The organism is Microbacterium psychrotolerans (genome assembly GCF_031085295.1).
Lineage (GTDB): Bacteria > Actinomycetota > Actinomycetes > Actinomycetales > Microbacteriaceae > Microbacterium > Microbacterium psychrotolerans.
This window is the reverse complement of sequence record NZ_JAVFWO010000004.1, coordinates 206,030-226,062: the sequence shown is the minus strand read 5'-3', so window position 1 is coordinate 226,062 and position 20,033 is coordinate 206,030. Positions and strand designations below refer to the sequence as shown.

The following is a 20,033-nucleotide window of genomic DNA, read 5'->3' as shown; positions in this document are numbered from 1 at the left end:
CGCGCTCAGCCTACCCGGAAACGTTTCCCGACCCGGCGGGGGCGCCGGTGGGCGTCCCCGCCCCCCGACCTCAGCCGCGCGGCGGGGTGCTGCCGCGCACGATGACCTCGAGCGGCAGCTGCGGCTCGCCGGGGGTCCATTCCGGGTCGGTCGCGGCGTGCAGCGCCTGGTAGCCGAGATCCTCGAGGGGCACGCGCACCGTCGTCAGGCCCGGACGGATGTCGCGGCCCGTCGCGATGTCGTCGAAGCCGGCGACCGCGATGTCGGCGCCGACCTGGCGCCCGGCGTCGCGGACGGCCGACATGATGCCGATCGCCACGACGTCGCTGATGCCGAAGATCAGTGTGCCGGCGGGGACGTCGCCGGTGAGGAGGTCGGATGCCGCCGCGTAGCCCGCGTCGCGGGTGAAACCGGCACGCCGCACCTCGCGGATCACGCCGCCCGCCGCGGTGAAGCCCTCGGTGAAGCCGGCGAGACGGTCGTCGGAGGTGCGGATGCCCTCGGACGCCGCGACCACGATCGCATCGCGGTAGCCGAGGTCCGCGAGCTCGGCGCCGAGCGCCGCGGAGCCGCCGCGGTTGTCGACGGCCACCGAGCGGGCGGAGCCGCCTCCCGGTCCCACGACGACGACGCGGCCGCCCATGTTCGAGAACGCGTCGAGCTCGCCCTGGAGGCCCACGGCGTCCGGTCCTTCGACGCGGGATGCCGCGAGGATGAGCCCTCGCGGGCGCTGGCCGCGCAGCGCGCGCACCAGCTTGACCTCGCGCTGCGGGTCGCGTTCGGTGATCGCGATGGTGACGACGAGTCCGGCCTCGTCGGCGCCGCGGGCGACGCCGGAGGCGAGCTGACCGAAGTACGGGTCGGCGATGTCGGCGACCAGGAGCGCGACGATCGCGGAGGTGCCGCGCGCGGTGGCTTGGGCCGACAGGTTCGCGGTGTAGCCGAGCTGCTCGGCGGCGGCCTCGACCCGCTCGCGGTAGCTCTCGGCGACCTTGCGGGTCGAGCCGTTGAGCACGCGCGAGGCGGTGGCGAGCGAGACGCCGGCCGCGCGCGCGACGTCGTGCAGGGTTGCTGCGCCTCGGGCAGGCGCCGTGGTGTCGCTCACAGGCCAGAGTCTAGGCCCTGTGTCCGGTTGGGCCGATAGATTGGGAAACGGTTTCCCCGCATTGCTCCTCCGGAGCAGCGACCGTCGTCGGCTCGAAGGAGCGCCATGTCCCGCACCGTCGCCCCGGCCTTCGCGCCGGCCGCCCATGTGCGCCTCGCGCCGGGTGCCGATCTGGAGGCGCAGCGCAGCGTCAGTGCGACGCTGCAGCGACTGGATCCCGAGCGCCTGCTGGCGCCGTTCCGCCGCGAGGCGGGCCTGCCCGCGCGCGCCGATTCCTACGGCGGGTGGGAGTCCGACGGTCTCGACGGGCACACCGCCGGCCATGTGCTCTCAGCCGCGAGCACCCTCGCGGCGGCGGGGGATGCCGCGGCCGCGGACCTCGCGCGGACCCTGGTGCGCGGCATCCGGGAGTGCCAGCTCGCGACCGGCACGGGGTACGTCGGGGGAGTGCCCGAGGGCGCGGCGCTCTGGGACGAGCTGCGCACCGGGCGCGTCGACGTCGGGGCGTTCCACCTCAACGGGCGCTGGGTGCCGCTGTACAACCTGCACAAGGTCCTCGCCGGTCTCATCGACGCGGTGGAGCTGACCGACGACCCCCTCGCACGAGAGACGCTCGTCGAGCTGGCCGCCTGGTGGGTGCACGTCACCGGCGACCTCGACGACGACACGTTCGAGCGCATCCTCGAGTGCGAGTTCGGCGGGATGACCGAGGCGTTCGCGCGCCTGGCGATGGTGCTGCAGGATGGCGCATTCCTGCGCCTCGCGCGCCGCTTCGCGCGCCGCGGGCTCGTCGAGCCGCTCGCGGCCGGCCGAGACGAGCTCGACGGACTGCACGCCAACACGCAGATCCCGGTCGCCGTCGGCTTCGCGACGATCGAGCGCGCGGCGCGGGAGGTGGCGCCCGAGCTCGTGCCCGACGTCGCCGCGCGAGAGGGAGCGGCGGCGCGAGTCTTCTTCGACCGCGTCGCACGGCACCGCAGCGCTGCGATCGGCGGCGACAGCGTACGCGAGCACTTCGCGTCGGACTTCTCGAGCATGTTCATCGCGCGCGAGGGCCCCGAGACCTGCAACACCTACAACATGATCAAGCTCGCCGCCGAGCTGCACGTGCTCACCGGCGACGACGCCTACCTGTCATGGGCCGAGCGGGCGCGGGCGAACCATCTGCGCTCGGCACAGCATCCGCAGCACGGCGGCCTGGTGTACTTCACCCCGCAGCGCCCCGCGCACTACCGCGTCTACTCGCCCGACGCCGAGGGCTTCTGGTGCTGCATGGGGTCGGGGTTCGAGGCGCAGTCCCGCCACGGCGCACTCGTCTACGCGACATCGCCGGGCGAGGTGCGCGTGAACGCTTTCGTGCCGTCCCACGCGATCCTCGACGAGACCGAGATCGCCATCACCGTCGATGACGGCGCCGATCCCGCGGTGGTCCACGCGACCGTCGAGGTGCGCGCGCCGCGACCGACGCGCCTCGCGGTCCTCGTCCCGGACTGGGTCGAGGGCGCGGCGGTCGTCGAGATCGAGAGCAGGGCGGATGCCGGACACCGGCGTGCGGCGGCCGGGAGGCGGCTGGACGTCGAGGTCGGGGCCGGCGTCACGCTGCTGCGGTTCGCGCTGCCACGGCGGCTGCGCTTCGAGCGCCCGGCCGACGGCTCGGACTGGGCGTGGATCGTCGACGGCCCGGACGTGCTGGCGCGGCGCGAGCCCGACGACGCTGTCGCCTACCGCGGCAGCGGCGCGCGGATGGGACACATCGCCGTCGGTCCGCTGCGCGCGCTCGCCGACACCCCGGTGCTGACCGCCGATGCGCTCGACCGCGCCGTGCGCCTCGCGTCGGGGCGCCTCCGTGTTCCCGTCGCCGGCGGCGGTGCTGTCGACCTGGAGCCGTTCGCCGGCATCCACGACGCGCGCTACACGGTGTCGTGGCCCGTCGCGGAGGCGACGGATGCCGCCGCCGTCGCCGCTCGCCGCTCCGAGCTCGAGCGGATCGACGCCGCGTCGTTGGGTATCGAGGCCCGCACGCGTGATGTCGTCGGGTTCGGCGAGCAGCAGCCGGAGTCCGACCACGGGCTCGCGGCATCCGACGAGGTGATCGGCGTGCAGGGCGACGCCCGCTGGCGCCGCACGCGCGGCGCGCTCACCCTGACGCTGCGCGACTGGAGCGGCACGGCCGATGCACTGCGGGTCTCGTGGCTCGGCGGCGATGACGAAGCGCGCCTGCGCGTGTCGGTGGGGGACCGGGTGGTGCTCGACGAGCCGGTGCCCGCCGGCACCGGCGACGCGACGCGCGAGGTGGCTCTCGGGTCGGCGACAGGCACGGTGGAGGTTGCCGTGCGGATCGAGGCGGCGGGAGCGATCACGCCGCGTCTGCGGGAGCTGCGCCTGCTGTCGGCGGCCTCGGACCGCTGACCTCGCCTGCGGCTGCCGCGGAGAGGCGAGAACCGGCGGGCGTCCGGCCGCTGCGTGCTGCCCGGGAGTCGCAGGCTTCCCGGCGGGGGTTCCTGGTGAAGCTGGACCGAAGACCGAAGACCGAAGACCGAAGACCGAAGACCCGCCCGAACACCGCACCGAGGATCAGGAGCGCAGCGTCCGCGCGAGGTACGCCAGGGCCTCGTCCTGCATGGCGGCGGTGAACTCGTGGCCGGCGTCGTGCCAGGCGCCGGTGTAGCGGCGGCCGAGCAGGGCGCGGAGGCGGGTGTCGGCATCCCTCATCCCCTGCGGCGGGAAGAGCTCGTCGTGCTCGCCGTACTGCACGAGCACCCGGCGACCCAGGGCGGCGAGGTCGGGCAGGTCGAAGCGGCTGGCGAGGCCGGGGGAGTGCAGCAGCCACGAATGCGTGTCCAGGTAGTCGGGAACCAGCGACGCCGACATCGCCATCATGCCGGAGACGACGGATGCCGCGACCCGACCGTCCAGCGCCGCCACGAACAGCGCGCGCCCGCCGCCGCCCGAGAAGCCCAGCGCGCCGAGGCGTGCGGCGTCGACTCCCGGCCATCCGGCGAGAACCTCGAGAGCTGCGAGATCATCCGTCGCGACGGCCCCGGCGAAGCTCGTGCCGAGCGCTCCGGCGGCCTTCGCGAGGCCGTACTCGTGAAGCGATGAGAGCTCGTCGAAGCGCTCCTCGTCCGAGAGCGTCTCGCCGCGCTCGCGGTGGAGTGCGTCGAGCGCGGCACCGAGCCGCGCCAGCACGTCCGGCGGTGATGACAGGTCGAACGCGCGGCTGCCCCACGAGAAGGCATCGGGCGCCAGCACCGCGAAGCCGGCGCGCGCGAGGTCATTGGCGGGCGTCCGGCCGGCGTAGCCGCGGGCGCGCAGGCGGGCGGCGCTCGGATGCGGTGCGCGGCCGGTGTCGACGAGCTGCTCGGCGCCGGTCGAGCGCACACCGCCGTGGGCGTGCAGCGCGAGAACGCCGGGCAGATCGCCGTCGTTCTCGGCGGGCTCGAGCAGATAGGCGTGGGTGCGGGGACCGAACCCGAGCGACCACGACACCAGGCGGCCGCGCACATCGTCGACCACCCATTCGCGCTCGACCCGCACGTCGCCGGCGGTCGCCGCACGGACCCCCAGCACGTCGACCAGGACGCGGCGGTCTGACGATCGCTCGTCCACAACCGCGCTGCCGGGCGCGATCGCCGCCTCGCCGGCGTCGACGGGCACGAACGCCGGAGCGCCCGCCAGGTACGCCGGCCAGTCGTCGTACCCCGCGAGCGCTCCTGTGCTCATGCGTTCGGGTTCAGCGTGCGACGCGGGCACGCAGATGCGGCGACACGGATGCCGCGAACCCGGCGGCGGTGCGCTGCACGGCGACGAGCGGGTCGGTGGCCCAGATCTCCTCGTTGAAGATCTCGACCTCGATGTCGCGGTCGTAGCCGGTCGCCTCGACGGCAGTGGTGAGCGAGGCGAAGTCGATGACGCCGTCGCCCGGGTAGTGGCGGGCCAGCAGCACGTCGGCCGGGAGCGGGGTCTTCCAGTCGCACACCTGATACGTGGCGATGCGGCCCTCGCGACCGGCGCGCGCGATCGAGGGCAGCACGTCGGGATCCCACCAGATGTGGAAGGTGTCGACGGTCGCGCCGACGACGGCCGGGTCGAAGTCTGCGGCGATGTCGAGCGCCTGACCGAGCGTCGAGACGACGCAGCGGTCGGATGCGTACATCGGGTGCAGCGGCTCGATCGCGAGCGTCACGCCGGCGGCGGCGGCATCCGGAACCAGCTCGCCGATCGCATCACGCACCCGCTCGCGGGCACCCACCAGGTCGCGAGACCCTTCGGGCAGGCCGCCGGCGACGAGCACGAGGATCGCGGTCGAGCCCTCGGCGCCCGCGGCGGCGAGCGTCGCCGCCTCTTCGATCGCGACGCGGTTGTCGTCGATCGACGCCCGGCGGGCGGGGCCCTCGGGCATCGTGAAGAAGCCCGAGCGGCAGTGCGTCGTGAAGCGCAGTCCCGAGTCGGTGAGCATCGACGCCGCCGTGGCCAGGCCGACCTCCTGCACCGGCTCGCGCCACAGGCCGATCGCCGAGACGCCCGCCTCGGCGGTCACCCGCAGCGCGGTCGCGAGGTCGGCGTACTTGATGGTCGCCTGATTGATCGACAGGCGGGGATCAACGCTGCTCATGCGATCACCCCGGGAACGTCGACGCCGTTGTGGCGGAGCATGCCGTGCCAGCGGATCATCGCCAGCTCCGGCCGCTCGAGGGCGAGCGACGCGTTCGCCAGCTCGACGATGCGCGACAGGTGCGGGAGGCTCCTGGCCGAGTGCAGGCCGCCCACCATCTGGAACGCCGGCTGGTGGCCGTTGAGCCACGACAGGAACGCGACGCCGGTCTTGTAATAGAACGTCGGCGCGGCGAAGACCTGGCGGCTGAGCTCCTCGGTCGGGCCGAGGATCTCGAGGTACCGTGCCGGGTCGCCGGCGTCGAGCGCCTGGATCGCGGCCGAGGCGACCGGCGTGATCGCGGCGAAGGCACCGAGCAGCGCGTCGGAGTGCTGGCGTGCGCTCGCCGCATCGCGGTCGGGCTGCGTCGCTTCGGGGACGTCGGCGCCGCCGATCAGCCCGACGTAGTTGAAATCGTCGCCGGTGAACATGCGCACGCCCTCGGGAAGGCGCTCGCGCACCGACACCTCGGAGGCGGCATCCAGCAGGCTCATCTTGACGCCCGCGACCTTGTCGACGTTCTCCTCGATGATCTCGAGCAGCACCGCCGACGCGTCGCGCCAGTCGGGCGAGCCGAAGTAGCCCTCGAGCGACGGGTCGAACGCGGTGCCGAGCCAGTGCAGCACGACCGGGGTCGTGGCGGACGCGAGCACCTCGCGGTAGACACGGCGGTAGTCGTCGGCCGACTCCGCGACACGGGCGAGGTGGCGCGAGGCCATGAGCACCGGGCCGGCGCCCTGCTCCTCGGTGAAGTGGAGCTGCTCCTTGTAGGCGTCGATCACCTCGTCGATCGATATGCGCTCCTCGTCGACATGGTCGGTGTTGACACCGACGACGACCGAGCCGCCCTCTTCGCGGGCGACCTGCGCCGAGCGGGCGATGAGGTCACGCGTGGCGGCGGCGTCGAGGCCCATGTTCCGCTGGGCGGTATCCATGGCATCGGCGACGCCGAGTCCCCACGAGTACACGGCGCGGCGGAAGTCGAGCGTGGCGTCCCAGTCGACCTCGGCCGGCCGGCCCGGGGTGTTGTCGGCCCAGGTCTGGGGCACGACGTGCGCGGCGGCGTAGGCGACGCGGCTGCGGAGCGGGCCCTCGGGCTTGGTGTAGCCCGGGGACTCGTTCAGCTGCACCGTCGAGGTCGCGCCGTCGGGTGAGAGGAGTGTGAGCTGCGGCATCCGGCGATCCCTGCTCAGTCCAGGGACAGTGCGGGCAGCTCGACCTTGCGGCCCTCACGGCTCGACTGCAGGCCGGCTTCGGCGAGCAGCACGCCGCGCGCGCCCGAGAGCAGGTCGAACTCGTACTCGGTGCCGAGCACGTACGACTCGAGGAACTCCTCCCACTGCTGGCGGAAGCCGTTCTGGAACACGTCGTTGGTGGGAACCTCTGCCCAGTCCGCGTCGTAGTCGTGGTCGTCGGCCAGGTCGGGGTTCCAGACCGGCTTCGGCGTCGCGTTGCGGTGCTGGATCTTCGCGCCGAACAGGCCGACGACGGCCGACCCGTGCGTGCCGTCGACGTGGAACTCGACGAGCTCGTCGCGGTTCACGCGGACGGTCCACGACGAGTTGATCTGCGCGACGATGTCGCCCTCGAGCTCGAAGATGCCGTAGGCGGCGTCTTCGGCGGTCGCCGTGTAGTGCTCGCCCTTCTCGTCCCACCGGTCCTGGATGTGCACGGCGGCCTGCGCATAGACGGTCTTGACGTCGCCGAACAGGTTCTCGAGCACGTAGTTCCAGTGCGGGAACATGTCGACGATGATGCCGCCGCCGTCCTCGGCGCGGTAGTTCCAGCTGGGCCGCTGGGCGGGCTGCCAGTCGCCCTCGAACACCCAGTAGCCGAACTCGCCGCGCACCGACAGGATGCGGCCGAAGAAGCCGGAGTCGATGAGGCGCTTGAGCTTCTGCAGCCCGGGGAGGTACAGCTTGTCGTGCACGACACCGGTCTTCACGCCGGCCTCCTGCGCGAGCTTGGCGAGTTCGAGGGCCTCCTCGACCGTCTCGGCCGTGGGCTTCTCGGTGTAGATGGTCTTGCCCGCGGCGATGGCCTTGCGCAGGGCCGACGCACGCGCCTTGGTCACGAGGAAGTCGGCGTAGATCTCCCAGCGCGGGTCGGCGAGTGCGGCGTCGAGGTCGGTGGTGTAGTCCTCGATGCCATGCTTGGCGGCGAGGTCGGCGAGCTTCGCCTCGCTGCGGCCCACCAGGAGCGGCTTGACGGTCACCTTCGTGCCGTCGGCGAGCTCGATGCCACCCTGGTCGCGGATCGCGAGGATCGAGCGCACCAGGTGCTGGCGATAGCCCATGCGGCCCGAGACGCCGTTCATGATGATGCCGATCTCACGCACGGCGGGGCGGGCGGAGGCCTCGGCCGAGGCCGGGGCGAGTGTCGTGTCAGTCACGGGGTCCTGCTTTCTTCTCTGAAGGCTCGTGGGTACCCGGCGGTGCGGTTCAGCGACACATGCGGGTAAACGCTTTCCAGTAGTGTGCCACGCGATCGGATGCCGCGCAAGCGCTTTCCGGTCGCGACCGGTCTGTGCTGCCGGGCGTCGGTCTGCGCGCCTGTCACGGTAGAGAGTCGACACGACTCGCGACAGGCGAGCCAGGGTCAGGCCCGCAGCAGCACGCAGCCGTGCGGCTCCAGTGCGAGCCGCACGACCGAGCTGCCGGGCGCGACGCCGCGCGCGGCATCCGACTGCACGTGAACGGGTTCGACGGAGACGTCCGAGCCGCTCCAGACGTCCACCACGCGGGCCGGCGCGGGACCGAGGCCGAGCGACCGCGTGTCGAACGGCACCTCCCGAGCCTCGTCGCCGGTGTTGAACACGGCGGTCCAGCGCGTGTCGCCGCGTGCCGCGGTCCACACGACGAGGTCCCGCTCGCGCAGGAGCTCGCGGTTGCCGGCGGAGTCGCGCAGGATCTCGAGCACCTCGTCGTTGGTGAACAGCGCGATCGTCTCGGGCGCGCTCGTGGGCAGGTCGCCGCCGATCATGAGCGGGGACCGCGCCATCACCCAGAGCGTCACGAGCGCGCGGCGCTCGGCGAGCGTGAGCGCACCCTCGCGGGGCTCGCCGCGCTCTGCGCGCAGTCCGATGCGTCCGAGCGGCAGCATGTCGGCATCGGGCCAGCCCTCGGGTCCGCCGAGCGGCGCCCAGCGGGCGAGGCGCGCGAAGTTGGGCTCGATGTCATCCCAGCGGTCCCACACGTCGTCGCACACGCGCCACATCGTGGCGTGCGCGCGCAGGTGGTCCAGGTGCGCGGCCGACAGGTCGCGGCCGGGCGAGAGCGAGAGCGCGATGTCGCGGTCGGCGCGCTGCACGGCGCGCGAGTAGGCCTCGATCTCGGGCACCTGGTACGGCCACAGCATGTCGTCGGCCTTGAGGAAGTCGACACCCCATTCGGCGTACTGCGCGACGCACGAGTCGTAGTACGCCTGCGCGCCGGGATGCGCGTGATCGAGGCCGAGGTAGTGGGGGTTCCACTCGCAGACGTTCGCCGGGTCGGCGATCTGCGACGCCGTGGCGTCGGTCCCGGCGATCGGGACGTCCGCGGCGACCGCGACGCGAGGGATGCCGCGCATCACGTGGATGCCGAGCTTGAGGCCGAGCGCGTGCAGGCGTGCGGCGAGCGGCGCGAAGCCCCCGCCGTCTGCGGAGCTCGGAAACCGCGCGGGGTCGGGTTGCAGGCGGCCGAAGCCGTCGATGATCAGCGGCGCCGTCTCGTTGTACCCGTGCGACCGCGCCGTGGGATCGGCCCAGTCGATGTCGACCACGATCGTGTCCCAGCCGTGCGGCAGCAGGTGCTCCGCCATGAACTCGGCGTTGGCGAGCACCTCCGCCTCGGTGACGGTGGTGCCGTACGAGTCCCAGCTGTTCCAGCCCATCGGCGGCGTGGCGGTCTTGCGCAGCGTCATCGCTCTCTCGTCTTCCTGTCGTCAGCGACATGTTCAGGGTTTCCGCTCGGCGGGGTCTTCTCGGTCCACAGCGTGCGCTCGTCGATCCGGGCGGCGCTGACCTCGCACAGTGCGCGGTCGGATGCCGCCAGCCGGGCGGCGGCGTCGGCCGGCAGGTGCACGCGGCTGTCGGTCCGCAGCGGCAGGACGCGCAGCTCGACGCGGGTCGCCGGGCCGGCTCCGATGTCGCGCAGGTTCGCGACGAGCTCCGACCCGTCCCAGAACCGGTCCGTCGCCGTGACCCCGTCCACGCGCAGCTGCGCGACGTCTCCGGCCCACTGCACCCGCAGCACGGCATCGTCGTCGAACGCTTCGGGCACGTCGAGGCGGTACACCGCGGCGTGGGCGTCGAGCACCGCATCGTGAGGTGCGGCCTGCCTTCCGTCGCGCGAGCCGTAGTCACCCGACGGCATCGTCTCGGGGCGTACCAGCCGGATGGGGACCGATGCCGCGCGCTCAGGCTGCGGGCCGCGCTCAGGTGCCGAGGTGCTGCCGACCGCCGAACGCTGAGCGGCGGTGGCGTCGGCGGCTTCCCACTCGAGGTCGCGCCATGCGCCACCGCGATAGTCGCGCAGATCGGGCTCGGCGCCGCTCGCCCGCACGGCGACCCGGCCGTCGGCATCCCACGTCACCTCGCCGGCGCCGACGAGCAGCCGCCGCCCGCCGGCGGCGGCGTCGACGACCCAGACGTGGTCGGCGGCGTCGGCGGCGAGGACGAGCACGTCGAGCGCGGCGCCCTGCGGCTCCTCGATGCGCAGCGGCGCCGCTCCCGGGGTGAGGCGGTGAGTGGAACCGTCGTGTGCGAGCTCCACGGGGATGCCGGCATCCTCGATCAGCACCAGCGTGGGTGCGCCGTCGCCGGTCGCAGCGGGAAGCACGGTGAGCGCGGAGGCTGTCGCCCAGTCGACGGTGACGCCGCCCAGCTCGAGCCCGAGCGGCCAGCGGGCCAGCGTCCCCGCGGGGATGTCGACCGGAGCGGTGGGCAGCTCGACCGCGCCGCCGGCGGTCTCGACGCGGAACCGCGCACCGCGGCAGGTCGGAAGCGGCACATGCGGCTGATGCCACCCGATGAACAGGAACCCCGAGCCGTCGTCGACGCGCACGGCCCAGCGCAGGGTCTCGGCATCCTCGACTCCCGCCGGGCGGACGTCGGGAAGATGAGACGGCAGGGGCGCGAGCCGCTCGCCGAACGCCTCGATGAACGCATGCTGGCGTCGCAGCGCCGCATGGCTCGGCGCTGCACGGCCGGACTCGCCGATCGGCGCATGGAAGTCGTAGCTCAGCCGCGTCATGTCGTTGGGGTAGTCGGTGGCCTGCGTCTCTTCGAGGCCGGGCCCGGGGTTCGTGCCGCCGGCGTACATGTAGTAGCCCTGCCAGGCCGAGCCGCTGCCGAGCTTGGCGTGCGCGACCGCCGCAATGTCACGGGCGTCGGGCCGCGGCCGCCGGTGGTACGCCGTCGCCATGCCGCCGCCCAGCTCGCACGTGGCGGCGGGGAACCACGGCGACAGCTCGGCGCGGCCGGTCGTCGAGGCATCGTCGGCGCCGCGCACGTCGGCGCCGATGCCGGGATCGTCCCAGGTGTCGGAGAAGAAGTAGTGCGCGCGGAAGGTGGGGTCGCACGGGGCGCCCGGGTCGACCCAGAACCCGTCGCCGTAGCCGCCCCAGAGCGGCAGCACCTCGGGGTCGGGGAGCTGGGCGCCGCCCCATGCGGTCGCCGTCCACAGCGGTGCCGACAGGCCCGCCTCGCGTGCCAGCCGCTTCAGGGTGGCAAGGTGACCGGGCTGGTCGTAGAGCTCGTTGTCCAGCTGGATCGCCAGCACGTTCTCGGGGGTGCACCGCCCGGCGAGGGCATCCGCGATGCGCGCGAACCACTCGCGCACGAGGTCGAGGTATGCGGGGTCATCGGTGCGATGGCGCACCGCCGCGTGCTGCACCCAGTCGGGCAGTCCGCCGTTGCGCATCTCGCCGTGCACCCAGGGGCCGATCCGCAGCACGATCTCGAGACCCTCGGCCCGCACCGCGTCCACGAACGCGCCGACGTCGAATCGTCCGTCGAACCGCGCCTGACCGCGCACGGGCTCGTGGTGCAGCCAGGGCACGTAGGTCGAGACGACCGACACGCCGCCCGAGCGCATGAGGCGGAGCCGCTCGGTCCACCGCTCGCTCGGCACGCGCGTATAGTGCAACTCGCCCGAGACCGGCAGCCACGGCCGCCCGTTCCGCAGCAGGCTGCGGCTGGTCACCGCGAGCCCGCGGCGCCGGTCCTCGACGTTCGCCATGGCGGGCCGAAGCTCGTCGCGCCCCGGCCGGGTCGCGTCCACTCGCAGCATCAGGGTCTCCGATCGGCGGGGGAGGAGGGGATCAGGGGAGGAGATGCGGGGAGCGGAGGAAGCATTCGCGGAGAAACGTCCTCCGCTCGTCACATCTCCTCCGCTCCTCGCGGTGATCACGCGAGTCGGATGGCTGCCCACGACACGGCGGGCAGTGCGACGGTGAGGACGTCGCCGTCGACGGATGCCGCGGCCTCGCGCACCCCGACCCGCTCCGTGTTCTCGAGCGTGTTGGCCGCGTAGAGGTCGTCGTCGTGCAGCAGGTGCGACTCGATCACCTCGACGCCGCGTCCGAGCTCGCGCACGAGCGGGGTCAGGTCGACACGGAGGTCCGCGGCATCCGTCGTCGAACGGTTCACCACGAACAGCGACACGCCCTCGTCGTCGATCGTGGCGACGGCGTTCAGGGTCGGCACATCGCCGAGCTTCTCGCTCGTGAAGGATGCCGACGACACGGGCACGCGGAGCGCCCGGCCCTGCCCCAGACGCGAGGTGATCGCGAACGGGAAGAACGTGGTCTGCCGCCACGCCGGGCCGCCGGGCTCGGTCATGATCGGCGCGATGACGTTCACGAGCTGCGCGAGGGATGCCGAGCGCACGCGGTCGGCGTGCTGCAGCAGCGTGATGAGCAGGTCGCCGAAGACCACCGCGTCGAGCGCGTTGTACTTGTCCTCGAGCAGGCGCGGCGCGACGGGCCAGGCGCCGCCCTTGAACTCGTGGCCCGACTCGGTGCCGTCCTCGCGGTGCAGGTACCAGACGTTCCACTCGTCGAACGAGATCATGATGCGCTTGTCGTTCTTCTTCGTCGCCGCCACGGTGTCGGCGATCGCGACGACCGACTCGATGAAGCGGGCCATGTCGACGCCCGAGGCGAGGAACTCCTGCGCATCGCCGTCGTGCTCCTGGTAGTAGGAGTGGCACGAGATGAAGTCCACGTCGTCGAACGTGTGCTCGAGGACCGTGCGCTCCCACGAGCCGAAGGTCGGCATGCCGCGGCCCGACGAGCCGCAGGCGACCAGCTCGACGCCGGGATCCAGCATCCGCATCGCCTTCGCGGTGCGCGAGGCGAGCTTGCCGTAGTCGTCGGCGTCGAGGTGCCCGATCTGCCACGGACCGTCCATCTCGTTGCCGAGGCACCACATCTTGACGCCGAACGGCGTCTCGCGGCCGTTCGCCGTACGCTGGTCGGTCCAGGCCGTCTGGGCGTCGCTGTTGGCGTACTCCAGCAGGTCGAGCGCCTCGGGCGTGCCGCGGGTGCCGAGGTTGACCGCGAGCATCAGCTCGCTGCCGACCCGGTCGAGCCAGGCCTGGAACTCGTGCAGTCCGACCTCGTTCGTCTCGGTCGAGTGCCATGCCAGGTCGAGGCGGCGCGGCCGGCCGGCCTTCGGGCCGATGCCGTCCTCCCACTTGTACCCCGAGACGAAGTTGCCGCCGGGGTAGCGGATGGTGGAGACCCCCAGCTCCTTGACGAGCTCGATCACGTCGGTGCGGAACCCGTCGCTGTCGGCGGACGGATGCCCGGGCTCGAAGATGCCGTCGTAGATGTGTCGGCCGAGGTGTTCGACGAACCCGCCGAACAGGCGCCGGTCGATGTCGGCGATCTCGTAGTGCGGATCGAGGCGTGCGGAGGCGTCGGTCGGAGAGGTCATGGGGCTCCTTCTGCGAAGAGGTCGGTCGGAGAGACGGCGCGCGTGCGCAGCGCCGGCGGTGAGGGTCAGGCGGACGCCGGCTCGTGCCGGAGCACCAGCGAGATGGCCGCGGATCGGGCCGGCAGCCGGTAGCGCGGCAGGACGCCGGGTCCGCAGGTCGCGGTGCCGACGCCCGACTGGGCCAGGTCGATCGACACGAAGGTGCGGCCTTCGGCGGGCAGCTCCCAGTTGTGCGCGGTGGCCGCGAGAGCCTGCCGGCTGTGGCGCGACACCGTGAGTGCGAACGACCTGTCGAGCGTCGAGACGTGCAGCGCACCGGAGCGCGTGCGGATCCGTGCGTCGCGGACTCCCACGCGCGAGCCGCTCTCCTGCGGGCGGACGTTGTCGACGGTGAGGTCGTCGGCGTCGAGGTGCCACCACCCGAACCTGGCCGCGGAGCGCAGGTCGGGGTAGCTCGGCATGGGGCCGTAGCCCGCGATGTCGGCGCCCAGCGGCTCACCGTCGAGGACGAAGTCCAGGCCGAGCCGGGCCCATTCGGTCGTCCACGCGTCGTTGGGCTCGAGCTCGACGTCGAGGCGCACGGCGTCGTCCGCGATCGCGGTCCACCGCAGGCGGGCGTCGATCGCGCTGGCGAGGATCGGCGTGCCCGTCCGGGTGCGCACGACCAGGCCTCCGTCGCCCGCGCTGAGGTCCACCAGGCGCGTCACCATGCGGTCGATGCCCGCCGCCCGCCACCGGTCGGCGTACGACGGCAGGTCGAGCTCGTCGTTGCCGAGGTCGCGGTCGTTGTCGGTCGGGGCGCGCCAGACTCCCACGGTCGGTCCGGCGATCGCCAGGCCCGCCAGCGCCTGGAGGCCGCCCGTCGCGACGTCGAAGCGCGCGGCGCCGACGCTGTCCTCGCGCGGCTCGGCGGCGCTCGCCGCCGGCTGGGCGGGATGCCCCTCCGTCACGTGCTGGCCGCTTCCGACCACGTGTCCGGCGTCCGCCCAGGGAGCAGCGACGGTGGTGACCGCCTCCACGGTGAGCACGTCCGCGACGCGCGGCGCGGCATCCGTCCGGCTCTCCTCGGGCAGGTCGACGGAGACCGTCGAGCGCGGCGGGCACGGCGGGAGATCGAGCGTGCCGGATGCCGTGACCTCGCCGTCCACGACGCGCCTCCAGTGCACGGCGACATGCGCGAGACCGAGGAAGTCGTACCGATTCGCGACGTGGACCGCCGAGCGGTCCGCGTCCACGTTCACCGCCACCGGCGCGATCACGGCCGCGTAGTGGAGCAGACCCGGGCGCGGGTTGCGGTGCGCGTCGACGAGCCCGTCGATGACGAAGTTGCCGTCGTGCACGTCCTCGCCGAAGTCGCCGCCGTACAGGATGCGCGTCTCGCCCGAGGGCCCGTCGACGGCGATGCCCTGCTCGACCCACTCCCAGACGAACCCTCCCGCATGACGCGGGTACGCCTCGAAGAGGTCCCAGTACTCCTGGAGGGCGCCGGGGCCCGTCCCCATGGCGTGACCGAACTCGCACTGCAGGAACGGCAGCGTGCGGCGGTGCATCTCGGCCGGGGTGGCATCGTGCGGCGCCGGCCGGAGCGTCTCCTCGCCGATCTCGCGCACCTCGTCATGGGGTGCGTACATGCGCGAGTACACGTCGACGTAGCGACTCGCGTGATCGCCCTCGTAGTGGATGAGCCGGCTCGGGTCGGTCAGCTTCGCCCACCGCGCCATCGCCTCGAGGTTGGAGCCGGAGTGCGACTCGTTGCCGAGCGACCACATGATGACGCTCGCGTGGTTCTTGTCGCGGTGCACGGTGCGCCGCATACGGTCGAGGAAGGCGTCGCGCCAGGCCGGATCGGCGCTCGGGTTGCCGCGCCAGCCTACGTGCTCGAAGCCGTGCGTCTCGAGGTCGCATTCGTCGATCACCCAGAAACCCAGCTCGTCGAACAGGTCGAGGACGTCGGGATGCGGCGGGTAGTGCGACGTGCGGACCGCGTTGATGTGATGGCGCTTCATCAGGAGCAGCTCGTCTCGGGCGACGGTGGCGTCGAAGACGCGCCCGTGCCGGGGTCGGTGCTCGTGCCGGTTCACGCCGCGCAGCATGATCGGCGCTCCGTTGACGAGGAGGCGTGCGTCCCGCACCTCTACCCGCCGGAACCCGATTCGCACCGTGACCGCCTCGCTGCCGGTGCGCACGGTGGCCCCGTACAGGCGGGGCCGTTCCGCGCTCCAGGGCTCGACGCCGGGGATGCGCAGTGTCTCGCCCGCGGGGACGTCGTCGATGCCCAGCTCCGCGATGGTGAGACGGGCGCTCCCGCCCTGGTCCACGACGGCGGTGATGTCGAGAATCCCCTCGGATGCCGTCGCGTCGTAATCGGCGTGGACGAACAGGTCGTCGATGCCGCCGTCCGGCCGGCCGAGCAGAGTGACGCTGCGGAAGATCCCCGGCAGCCACCACATGTCCTGGTTCTCGAGGTACGTCGCATCGCTGAACTGGGCCACGCGCACGGCCAGGCGGTTCACGCCGTCGGCGAGGATGCCGGACACGTCGAACTCGTGGGTGAGCCGGCTTCCGCGCGTCGTGCCGAGGAGCGTGTCGTTCAGCCAGACCTCGGCAGCGGATTCGATCCCGTCGAAGCGCAGGAGCCTGCGACCGTGGGCGAGAACCTCGGGCGAGGCGTGGAAGTCGAGCCGGTAGTCGCCGATCCGGTTCGCGTCCGGCGGGTGCGGCGGGTCGACGGGGAAGGGCATCTGCACGTTGGAGTAGGCGGGCGATCCGTACCCCTGCAGGTTCCAGTGGCCGGGCACCTCGATCGTCCCCCAGTCCGCGGCGTCCTCGTCGCGCCACTCGTCGGGGGCGGTGCGCAGGGACGGCGAGACACGGAAGCGCCACGCGCCGTCCAGCGATTGCTGCGGAGCGTCCGAGTGCAGGCGGGCGCGGGGAGGGATGGTGCCGGACCCGGGGCGGGTGGTGGCGATCTCCATGGATTCCTCATCGATGAGTGAAGAGCGTCGAAGCTCGACCTTACCGCGTGGAATGCGTTTACCCCAGACGGGGGATCTCCACGGGAAGGCGCTTGCCCGCTGGTGAACTTTGCATTAATGTCCTAACATCGTATCAGCGATCGGATCCGTCCTTCGGGGCGGTGACACACACGGGGCGCGAAATCCCGCGCTCATCGACAACGACGTTGACCCTGGTCTCCCGGGGTGAAAGGGAAGTCCAATGAAGCATTCAGTCTCATCCCGCACGCGAGTGGCTCTCGCCCTCGCAGCGGCTGCCCTGACCGCCGTCTCGCTGACGGCGTGCAGCTCGGGTGACGCCGGCGAGTCCGACGAGCCGATCCAGTTCTTCCTCTCGGGCGACGCCAACCAGGGTGGCGGCTACGCCCACATGGCCGAGAAGTACGAGGAAGAGACCGGCGTCAAGGTCGAGATCGTCGACATCGCCAACGACGACCTCGCCACCAAGCTCCGCAACGCGGCGCAGGCCAACGACCTTCCGGCCATCGCCCGCGTCGGCGCCGTCGACCCGGTGTGGCGCAACGTCACCACCGACCTGTCGGACATCACCGACGGCAGCGAGATCCGCACCGACCTGTCCGACAAGGACGACGACGGCAACGTCATCTCGCTCCCGTCCGACATCACGGCGGTCGGCATGTTCATCAACAAGACCCTGTTCGACCAGGCGGGTGTCGCGTACCCGACCAGCGAAGACGACATCTGGACGTGGGACGAGTACGTCGCGGCCGTGAAGCAGGTTCAGGCCGCGACCGGCACCAGCTACGGCATGGTGATGGACAAGTCCTCGCACCGCCTCAAGGCCCTGCTGTACGAATTCGGCTCGGACTACTTCCAGGCCGACGACAGCGGCGAGTTCAGCACCAACGGCCAGACCAAGGTGGCGCTGGAGTACTTCAACTCGCTGAACGACGACTCGTTCATGCCGCGCTCCGTCTGGCTGTCGGATGCCGACCCCAACGCCCTCTTCAAGAGCGGCGACGTGGTCTCGTACCTGTCGGGGTCGTGGCAGATCGCGGACTTCGCGGTGAACATCGCCGACTTCGAGTGGGCCTCTGTCTACATGCCGCAGGAGGAGGAGCGCGCGACCAACTTCGGCAACGCCGCGTCGATCGTCGTCTTCGACGGTCCGCAGGAGGAGGCCGCGCACGACTTCATCAAGTGGCTGTACGAGCCGGAGAACTACACGGAGCTGTCGGAGACCTCGTCGTTCATCCCCGCGATCGACGGACTCGACATCACGTACGCGTCGCACGCGGACGCCTTCGCCATCTACAACCAGGACATCGCCGCCTCGCCGAAGATCGTGGGCGAGATCAAGGCGATGGAGCTGCAGTACGGCGCGCAGGGCGTGACGACCGACGGCGACCCGGTGCGTGACGAGACGGTCAAGTACCTCAACGGCGAGCAGGACGTGGACACCACGATCGCGAACATCAACGCGCTGTTCACCGACCAGCTGGGCGCCCTGGAGTGACCATGTCCACCACCAAGTCCGTCGAGGGGCGCAGTGCCGAGACTTCTGCGCTCATCACCGTGGGGCGGGGCGCGCGTCGCGCGCGCCGCCCCCGGCGGAGCTCTACGAGGTTCGTGCTCGCCCCGCTGGTGTTCATCGCGGCGGCGGTGGTGCTCTTCGCACTCTTCTTCCTGTGGCCGGGAGCGCTCGGACTCTGGTACTCGTTCACCGACTACTCGGGTGTCGGCACGCCCGAGTTCATCGGGGCCGAGAACTACATCGACCTCGCGCAGGATCCGGTGTTCTACACCGTGCTCGGCCGCACCCTGCTCTACACGGTGCTGTCGGTGCCGCTGCATTACGTCGCGGCACTCGGCATCGCCATGCTGCTGACCAGCACCTTCGCCAAGGGCAAGTCGGTGGCGCGGATCATCTTCTTCCTGCCGTGGCTCATCTCGCCCATCGTGGCCGGTGTCATCTGGAAGTGGCTGTTCGGCGAGAACTTCGGCCTCGTGAACTACCTCATCGAGATGCTCGGAGGCAACGGGCTGCAGTGGGAGACCAATCCCAACCTGGCGCTGGTGCTCATCCTCATCGTGAGCACGTGGGGCGGGACGGCGTTCAACATGCTGCTGTTCATCGCCGCCATCCGCAACATCCCCCAGTCGTATCTCGAGGCCGCCCAGCTGGACGGCGCCAACGGCTGGCAGCGGTTCTACCGGATCGTGCTGCCGCTGCTGCGGCCCACCTCGTTCATGGTGATCCTGCTCACCACGATCGGGGCGATGAAGGAGTTCGCCATGGTCCAGGCGCTCAACGGCGGTGGGCCCGGCACGTCGAACATGTTCATCGTCCAGTACATCTACCGGACCGGATTCGAGCGCGCCGACGTCGGCTACGCCAGTGCGGCGTCGATGGTCCTCATGGTGATCCTCATCATCATCGCGATCATCCAGCTGCGCTTCGACAAGAGGAACGATCTCGCATGACGACTCTTCGACCCGGGACCCGCACCGGCACTGCCGGCACCAGCACCGCCCGCCCCCGCGCGCGCACTCGCACGTCCCGTCCTCTCCGCGCCCTGCCGAGCAGCCTCGTGCTCTGGCTCCTCGCCCTCGGGTTCCTCATCCCGGTCGCGTGGTTCCTCCTCAGCTCGTTCAAGCCGGGGTCCGAGCTGTTCAGCCTGCCGCTGACGCTCTTCCCCGAGAACTGGACGGTCAGCGGCTACACGACCGCCTGGAACCGCTTCAACTTCGCGCAGTACTTCCTCAACACCTCGATCGTCGCGGTCGTCACGACGGCGCTCACCGTCCTGGTCAGCGCCATGACCGGCTACGCGCTCGCCAAGTACCAGGCGTGGTGGCTGAAGCTGTTCTTCATCTGCATCCTGGCCACGACGATGCTGCCGACCGAGGTCATCATGCCGAGCTCATTCGCCGTGGTGCGCGACCTGGGTCTGTACAACACGCTCGCCGGCATCATCGTGCCGTCGATCATCACGGCCACCGGCATCTTCATGTTCCGGCAGTACTTCAAGACCATCCCCGACGAGCTGCTCGAGGCGGCGCGCATCGACGGCGTCTCGGAGTTCGGGGCGTTCTGGCGGATCATGCTGCCGCTGGCGAAGCCGATCGCGGTGGTGCTGGCCATCTTCTCGTTCCAGTGGCGATGGAACGACTACATCTGGCCGCTCATCGTGCTGCGCGACCCCGACCGCTACACGCTGCAGGTCGCGTTGCGCTCGATCGTCGGAGCGGACAACGTCGATTGGTCGGTGCTCCTGTCGGCCTCGGTGATCTCGCTGGTGCCGATGCTCATCCTCTTCGCGATCTTCCAGCGGCAGATCATGAACGCCGACGTCAACTCGGGCCTGAAGGACTGAG

The 20,033-nt window shown here is 71.3% G+C and carries 13 protein-coding genes; 4 read left to right on the top strand and 9 right to left on the bottom strand.

Annotation, left to right across the window (positions count from 1 at the left end; all coding sequences use genetic code 11):
• Nucleotides 1-70 precede the first annotated feature (70 nt).
• Nucleotides 71-1,105: a LacI family DNA-binding transcriptional regulator gene (locus Q9R08_RS14115; protein ID WP_308868735.1), complete on the bottom strand. Its 1,035-nt coding sequence runs from the start codon at nucleotides 1,103-1,105 to the stop codon at nucleotides 71-73.
• Between the two features lie 105 nt (nucleotides 1,106-1,210).
• On the opposite strand from Q9R08_RS14115, the gene Q9R08_RS14110 reads away from it, so the two are divergent.
• Nucleotides 1,211-3,514 (top strand): beta-L-arabinofuranosidase domain-containing protein, encoded by a 2,304-nt coding sequence (locus Q9R08_RS14110; protein ID WP_308868733.1) that lies wholly within the window; start codon nucleotides 1,211-1,213, stop codon nucleotides 3,512-3,514.
• 165 nt (nucleotides 3,515-3,679) lie between these two features.
• Here the strand turns inward: Q9R08_RS14110 and Q9R08_RS14105 are convergent, their stop codons facing one another.
• From Q9R08_RS14105 to Q9R08_RS14070, 8 genes are all read right to left on the bottom strand, one after another.
• The gene (locus tag Q9R08_RS14105) at nucleotides 3,680-4,828 is read right to left on the bottom strand and encodes a dienelactone hydrolase family protein (RefSeq protein ID WP_308868732.1); all 1,149 of its coding nucleotides are present in this window, start codon (nucleotides 4,826-4,828) and stop codon (nucleotides 3,680-3,682) included.
• Between the two features lie 10 nt (nucleotides 4,829-4,838).
• A complete protein-coding gene (locus Q9R08_RS14100) occupies nucleotides 4,839-5,720 on the bottom strand; it encodes a sugar phosphate isomerase/epimerase family protein (RefSeq protein WP_308868731.1) in 882 nt (293 codons plus the stop codon).
• Nucleotides 5,717-6,934, bottom strand: coding sequence for a dihydrodipicolinate synthase family protein (locus Q9R08_RS14095; protein ID WP_308868730.1), 1,218 nt, complete (start codon nucleotides 6,932-6,934; stop codon nucleotides 5,717-5,719). The genes Q9R08_RS14100 and Q9R08_RS14095 overlap by 4 nt, the downstream gene beginning before the upstream one ends.
• 14 nt (nucleotides 6,935-6,948) lie before the next feature.
• Nucleotides 6,949-8,151, bottom strand: a complete 1,203-nt coding sequence (locus Q9R08_RS14090) for a Gfo/Idh/MocA family protein (protein ID WP_308868729.1) — start codon at nucleotides 8,149-8,151, stop codon at nucleotides 6,949-6,951.
• 206 nt (nucleotides 8,152-8,357) lie between these two features.
• Complete coding sequence (locus Q9R08_RS14085) at nucleotides 8,358-9,662, bottom strand: glycoside hydrolase family 27 protein (RefSeq protein WP_308868728.1); 1,305 nt, start codon at nucleotides 9,660-9,662, stop codon at nucleotides 8,358-8,360.
• Nucleotides 9,659-12,031, bottom strand: coding sequence for a beta-galactosidase (locus Q9R08_RS14080; protein WP_308868727.1), 2,373 nt, complete (start codon nucleotides 12,029-12,031; stop codon nucleotides 9,659-9,661). The genes Q9R08_RS14085 and Q9R08_RS14080 overlap by 4 nt, the downstream gene beginning before the upstream one ends.
• Nucleotides 12,032-12,147: 116 nt before the next feature.
• On the bottom strand, nucleotides 12,148-13,680 hold the full coding sequence (arfA, locus tag Q9R08_RS14075; RefSeq protein WP_308868726.1) for an arabinosylfuranosidase ArfA: 1,533 nt from the start codon (nucleotides 13,678-13,680) through the stop codon (nucleotides 12,148-12,150).
• A 65-nt stretch (nucleotides 13,681-13,745) separates the two neighbouring features.
• Nucleotides 13,746-16,655, bottom strand: a complete 2,910-nt coding sequence (locus Q9R08_RS14070; protein WP_308868725.1) for a glycoside hydrolase family 2 TIM barrel-domain containing protein — start codon at nucleotides 16,653-16,655, stop codon at nucleotides 13,746-13,748.
• A gap of 241 nt (nucleotides 16,656-16,896) precedes the next feature.
• Between Q9R08_RS14070 and Q9R08_RS14065 the strand changes: the two genes are divergently transcribed.
• The 3 genes from Q9R08_RS14065 to Q9R08_RS14055 are packed head-to-tail and all read left to right on the top strand — an operon-like array spanning nucleotide 16,897 to nucleotide 20,032.
• Nucleotides 16,897-18,171, top strand: coding sequence for an ABC transporter substrate-binding protein (locus Q9R08_RS14065; protein WP_308868724.1), 1,275 nt, complete (start codon nucleotides 16,897-16,899; stop codon nucleotides 18,169-18,171).
• A 2-nt stretch (nucleotides 18,172-18,173) separates the two neighbouring features.
• Nucleotides 18,174-19,139: a carbohydrate ABC transporter permease gene (locus Q9R08_RS14060; RefSeq protein WP_308868723.1), complete on the top strand. Its 966-nt coding sequence runs from the start codon at nucleotides 18,174-18,176 to the stop codon at nucleotides 19,137-19,139.
• Complete coding sequence (locus Q9R08_RS14055; RefSeq protein ID WP_308868721.1) at nucleotides 19,136-20,032, top strand: carbohydrate ABC transporter permease; 897 nt, start codon at nucleotides 19,136-19,138, stop codon at nucleotides 20,030-20,032. The genes Q9R08_RS14060 and Q9R08_RS14055 overlap by 4 nt, the downstream gene beginning before the upstream one ends.
• The last annotated feature ends 1 nt before the right edge of the window (nucleotide 20,033 follow it).

Excerpts from the sequence above, each read along its gene's own strand:
- Q9R08_RS14080 (WP_308868727.1), bottom strand. The coding sequence starts at position 12,031 with ATGCTGCGAGTGGACGCGACCCGGCCGGGGCGCGACGAGCTTCGGCCC.
- Q9R08_RS14055 (WP_308868721.1), top strand. The coding sequence starts at position 19,136 with ATGACGACTCTTCGACCCGGGACCCGCACCGGCACTGCCGGCACCAGC.
- Q9R08_RS14085 (WP_308868728.1), bottom strand. The coding sequence starts at position 9,662 with ATGACGCTGCGCAAGACCGCCACGCCGCCGATGGGCTGGAACAGCTGG.
- Q9R08_RS14095 (WP_308868730.1), bottom strand. The coding sequence starts at position 6,934 with ATGCCGCAGCTCACACTCCTCTCACCCGACGGCGCGACCTCGACGGTG.
- Q9R08_RS14110 (WP_308868733.1), top strand. The coding sequence starts at position 1,211 with ATGTCCCGCACCGTCGCCCCGGCCTTCGCGCCGGCCGCCCATGTGCGC.
- arfA (WP_308868726.1), bottom strand. The coding sequence starts at position 13,680 with ATGACCTCTCCGACCGACGCCTCCGCACGCCTCGATCCGCACTACGAG.
- Q9R08_RS14105 (WP_308868732.1), bottom strand. The coding sequence starts at position 4,828 with ATGAGCACAGGAGCGCTCGCGGGGTACGACGACTGGCCGGCGTACCTG.
- Q9R08_RS14070 (WP_308868725.1), bottom strand. The coding sequence starts at position 16,655 with ATGGAGATCGCCACCACCCGCCCCGGGTCCGGCACCATCCCTCCCCGC.
- Q9R08_RS14065 (WP_308868724.1), top strand. The coding sequence starts at position 16,897 with ATGAAGCATTCAGTCTCATCCCGCACGCGAGTGGCTCTCGCCCTCGCA.
- Q9R08_RS14060 (WP_308868723.1), top strand. The coding sequence starts at position 18,174 with ATGTCCACCACCAAGTCCGTCGAGGGGCGCAGTGCCGAGACTTCTGCG.
- Q9R08_RS14100 (WP_308868731.1), bottom strand. The coding sequence starts at position 5,720 with ATGAGCAGCGTTGATCCCCGCCTGTCGATCAATCAGGCGACCATCAAG.